Source organism: Kitasatospora sp. MBT63, assembly GCF_000710465.2.
In the GTDB taxonomy this organism is placed as follows: Bacteria; Actinomycetota; Actinomycetes; order Streptomycetales; family Streptomycetaceae; genus Kitasatospora.
The window spans coordinates 1-4,516 of the sequence record NZ_JAIZ01000507.1 but is presented as its reverse complement, the minus strand read 5'-3'; the positions used below and the strand labels follow the sequence as shown (position 1 = coordinate 4,516).

Below are 4,516 nucleotides of genomic sequence, written 5' to 3'. Positions count from 1 at the left end.
TCGCCGTCCACGGCGACCCATCCCCCGATTTCGCATTCCTGAGCGCATGACGCACCCCTTCCCGCTGCGGACACCTCCCAACGAAGCATCCCGATAGCTCAACGATATATCGGTGACTGTCGGAAGGCAACGCCCGTGCCGGCGCGGTCGGACCGCCGCAGGTCAGGTCCCGGCTAACTTGGACACCCCGAAGCAGAGGAGAGCCCCGTGGGCAAGGCGGTCATGTACGGCTCGGTGTCGGTGGACGGCTTCATCGCGGACGAGAACGACCGGCCAGGACCGCTGTTCGACTGGCTGTCCAGCGGTGACGTCCCGCTGGACGGGAGCGGCGCGCTGAAGGTGTCGCAGACGTCCTACGACTACACCCGGCCGTACTGGGACCGGATCGGAGTCACGATCGTCGGCCGCCACGTCTTCGACCTGACGGACGGCTGGGACGGGAAGCCGCCGGGCGGGATCGACCACGTGGTCGTCGTGACGCACCGGCCTGCGCCCGAGGGCTGGGACCCCGGGGCGCCGTTCCACTTCGTCGAAGGCGTCGAGGCGGCCATGACGGAGGCGCAGGAGCTCGCGGGTGACCGCATCGTCGAGGTCGCCGCCGGCGACGTCGGTGGCCAGGTGCTCGCCGCGGGCCTGATCGACGAGGTGCGCATGGACGTCGTTCCGGTCGTGTTCGGGTCCGGCAAGCGCTACTTCGGGTCGGTCCGGGCGCAGCACCTGCTGGACGATCCTGACGTGGCGATCCAGGCCGACCGGGTGCTCCACCTGCGCTACCGGGTGCGCCGCTGACCGCAGCCGGGGCCGGTCCGCCCCGCACGTCCCGTGCGGCGGTCCGACGTCGACGGCGATCGGTCCGGGTCGCCTGTCACAGGACGGCCCCGTCGTGGCCGCCGGCCCGGACGGGAGGAGTGCGCCGGGCCCAGGGGGCGGCCTGTTCGAGCTGGCCGGCGAGGCGGAAGAGGACGTCCTCGCGTCCGTATCCCGCGGCGAACTGGATGCCGATGGGGAGTCCGGTGGCGGGGTCGGTCTCCAGGGGGACCGACATCGCCGGGGTGCCCGCGACGTTGAACGCGGCGGTGAACGGCGAGCGGTGCATGAGCTGCCCGAGCCAGCCGAGACCGTCGGTACCCTCGGCCCCTTCGGCGTAGGCGCCCAGGAGGACCGGCAGTTCGGGCAGGGTCGGGGTGAGCAGCAGGTCGTAGTCGGCGAAGTACCGGCCGATCGCGCGCGCGACGCTGTTGCGCATCGCGAGCGCGTGGACGAACTCGGTCCCGCCGACCCGCTGTCCGTAGGCGTAGCCGGCCAGCATCTCGGGTTCGAGCGTGGTGTCGTCGACGGGCCGGCCGGAGGCCGCGGCGAAGGCGTCGATCCAGGTCACCAGGTTGGTGCTCCACAGGCGGGCGTTGGCCAGGACGAACTCCTCCCAGTCGACGCCGAGGCCGACCTCGACCTCGTCGACCCGGTGCCCGAGGCTCTCGGCGAGCCGTGCGGCGCGCAGCGTGGCGTCGACCACCGTGCGTTCGACGGCCCGGCCGCCCCAGGGCCGGGTGAGCAGGCCGATCCGCAGGCTGCCCGGGGCGCGCGTGGTCTCCTGCGCGTAGGGCCGCTGCGGCGGCCGGGCGGCGTAGGGGTCGCCGGCCTCGGGGCCATGGACGAGGTCCAGCAGCGTGGCGCTGTCGCGTACCGAGCGGCTGAGGGCGCCGTGGACGGCGAGCCCGTTGAAGACCTCGTCCGCGTCGGGGCCCATGGAGATCCGGCCCCGGGTCGGCTTCAGCCCGAACAGGCCGTTGGCGGCGGCGGGGACCCGGATGGAGCCCGCCGCGTCGGTGGCGTGGGCGATCGGGACGATGCCCGCGGCGACGGCGGCTCCCGAGCCGCCGCTGGAGCCGCCGGGGCTGCGGGCCGGATCCCAGGGGTTGCGGGTGGCGCCGTACAGGACGCCCTCCGTGGTGGTGCTGTAGGCGAACTCTGGGGTCGTGGTGCGCCCGAGCGTCACCAGTCCGGCCCGGCGGAAGCGCGTCATGAGCGCCGAATCGGCCGCGGCGACGTTCCCCGCGGCGATCCGGCTGCCCAGTTCGACCCGCTTGCCGGCCATCGCGACGGCGAGGTCCTTGATCAGGAACGGCACCCCCGCCAGCGGTGTGGAGCCCGGGATCGGCGCGTCCTGCGCGGGCCAGGTCTCGACCACGGCGTTGATCTGCGGGTTCACCGCCTCGACGGCCCGCTGGGCGGCCGAGGCGAGTTCCGCGGCGGTCACCTCGCCGCGCGCCACCAGGTCGGCCAGGCCGACGCCGTCGTAGGTCACGTACTCGGAGAGCTTCATGGTCATCCGTTCAGGGGGTCGGCGCCAGCATCGATACCATTCGGTATCCAGCGATACCGATAGGTATCGCTTGGGACTGGTCGGTACCGTAGCATTGCGGGCGGGGCAGTACGACACCCCGGCGGAGACGACACCCCACCGGACGAGGGGCCGAACGGCGGACATGGACAGAGTCAGCAGGCAGACCCGGGTGGCCAAGCTGCCGCCCCGGGAGCGGATCCTCGACGCGGCGGAGGAGCTCTTCTCCCGCGAAGGGATCAAGGCGGTCGGGGTGCAGGCCATCGCCGACCGGGCCGCGACCACCAAGATGGCGCTGTACCGCCACTTCGCGACCAAGGACGCGCTGGTCGAGGAGTGGCTGCGGATCGTCGCGGCCGACTACACCGCCGCCTTCGACCGGTGCCGGGACGCGCACCCCGACGAGCCCCGGGCGCAGATCCTGGGGATGGCCCGGTTCATCGCCGACGGACTTCCCGGGATCTCCCACCGGGGGTGCCCGTTCATCAACGCCATCGCGGCACTGCCCGACCGCACCCACCCCGCCCGCCGCCTGATCGAGGCCCACAAGGCCGGCCAGCTGCGCCGGCTCGCCGACCTGTGCGCCGGGGCCGGGATGTCCGATCCGGACCAGGCCGCCGCGGAGATCACCTTCGCTCTCGAAGGCGCCCAGGTGAGCGCGCAGAACGGCAGCGTCCGGGACGCGGGCGAGCGGCTGATGCGGATCGTCGAGGCCGTCCTGGACCGCCACCCCGCCCCCGGGACCGGCGCGGGGGCCCGGCCCGCGGGCTGACCCCGTCCCCGGGCCCGGACCGGGCCGGGTACTTCCCCCGGGCGGGACAGGTGCGTCGCGCCCCGCCGCCGGGTCCCCCCGCACTACGGTGGCGGCATGGCAGGCGAACGCGATCTCCAGAAGCTGCTCGGCGGTATGCGCCCGGTGCTCAACCCCGGCCGGTACGTGTACTGCACCCTCCCCGGCAAGGTGCCCACCGGGCTCCGGCCGGTGGTCACGGTCGCCGAGGCCGAAGGCCCGACCGTGGTCGTGGCGCAGGAGGAGGCCGACGCGCTGGGGCTGCGCTACGACTACGTGGCCGCCTGGATCACCCTGCAGATCCACTCCGCGCTGGACGCCGTCGGACTCACCGCCGCCGTCGCCGGGCACCTGGCCGGACACGGCATCAGCTGCAACGTGGTGGCGGGCTTCCACCACGACCACCTGTTCGTCGGCGCCGACGAGGCGGACCGGGCGGTGGCCGCGCTGCAGGAGCTGGCGGCGCAGCAGCCCTGACCTCCGCCCGGGGCCGGTCCCGCGGGAGGGGTCACCCGGACGGCGCCGCCGGATTGCCGGCCCGTCCCGGGCGGGTCGAAGGTCGGGTGACAGTGCCTCACCCGAGGAGGATCCATGAGTACTGCCTCCGGCCCGACCGGCCCGCCGCCGACCGGCAGCTCCTACGACTCCTACGACGACGGCGAGAACACCGCCTGGGTCACCGGGCTGGTGCTGTTCGCCGCCGTGATGCTGCTGGTCAACGGGATCCTGGAGATCTTCCAGGGGATCATGGCCATCGCCGACGACGACCTGTTCGTCACCACGCCCCGGTACGTCTTCCGGCTGGACCTCACCAGCTGGGGCTGGATCCACCTGGTCCTGGGCGTCCTGATCACGCTCACCGGACTCGGCCTGCTGCGGGCCGCCACCTGGGCCCGGATCGGCGGCATCTTCTTCGCCTCGCTGAGCGCGATCGCCGCCTTCCTCTCGCTGCCCTACTACCCGCTGTGGTCACTGGTGCTGCTGGCCATCGACGTCTTCGTGATCTGGGCGCTGTGCGTGTACCACAAGGAGCCGGCGTTCTGAGCCGCCGACCGGGCCCCGCGGCCCGTCCGCCCGCCGGGCCCGCTCCCACCGAGCGGGCCCTCGCGCTGCGCCGGCCCGCGGCGCAGGCCGGGCGGCGGCCGTACTTCACCGCGCAGCTGACCCGGGCGGCGGCCCTGGCGGGCGCGGACCTCACCTGGCACTCCCGGGGCTGGGTGGCCGAGCTGCGCCGGGGCGGGCGGCACACCCACGTCGTCGGCTACGAGTTCCCGCTGAACGACGCCGCCGCGGCCGCCGTCGCCGCCGACAAGGTGGCCACCTGCGCGGTGCTGGCCGCGGCGGGCGTCCCCGCGGTCGGCCACCGCCTGCTGCGGCAGGGGGGG

6 protein-coding genes are annotated in these 4,516 nt (G+C 73.8%); 5 read left to right on the top strand and 1 reads right to left on the bottom strand.

The features are described 5' to 3' along the window. The first annotated feature begins 207 nt into the window (after nt 1-207). The gene (locus AA75_RS27100) at nt 208-789 is read left to right on the top strand and encodes a dihydrofolate reductase family protein (protein ID WP_033822893.1); all 582 of its coding nucleotides are present in this window, start codon (nt 208-210) and stop codon (nt 787-789) included. A gap of 76 nt (nt 790-865) precedes the next feature. Here the strand turns inward: AA75_RS27100 and AA75_RS27095 are convergent, their stop codons facing one another. Continuing rightward, a complete protein-coding gene (locus AA75_RS27095) occupies nt 866-2,323 on the bottom strand; it encodes an amidase (protein ID WP_033822892.1) in 1,458 nt (485 codons plus the stop codon). A 163-nt stretch (nt 2,324-2,486) separates the two neighbouring features. On the opposite strand from AA75_RS27095, the gene AA75_RS27090 reads away from it, so the two are divergent. The 4 genes from AA75_RS27090 to AA75_RS27075 form a co-directional block, all read left to right on the top strand. Then, on the top strand, nt 2,487-3,113 hold the full coding sequence (locus AA75_RS27090; protein ID WP_033822891.1) for a TetR/AcrR family transcriptional regulator: 627 nt from the start codon (nt 2,487-2,489) through the stop codon (nt 3,111-3,113). Between the two features lie 96 nt (nt 3,114-3,209). After that, entirely contained in the window at nt 3,210-3,608 is a 399-nt protein-coding gene (locus tag AA75_RS27085; protein WP_033822890.1) for an ACT domain-containing protein, read from the top strand. Between the two features lie 114 nt (nt 3,609-3,722). Next, complete coding sequence (locus AA75_RS27080; RefSeq protein WP_233289208.1) at nt 3,723-4,175, top strand: hypothetical protein; 453 nt, start codon at nt 3,723-3,725, stop codon at nt 4,173-4,175. Further along, nucleotides 4,145-4,516 (top strand): hypothetical protein (locus tag AA75_RS27075; protein WP_033822889.1); only part of this gene is annotated, 372 nt, incomplete at its 3' end. The genes AA75_RS27080 and AA75_RS27075, both read left to right, overlap by 31 nt.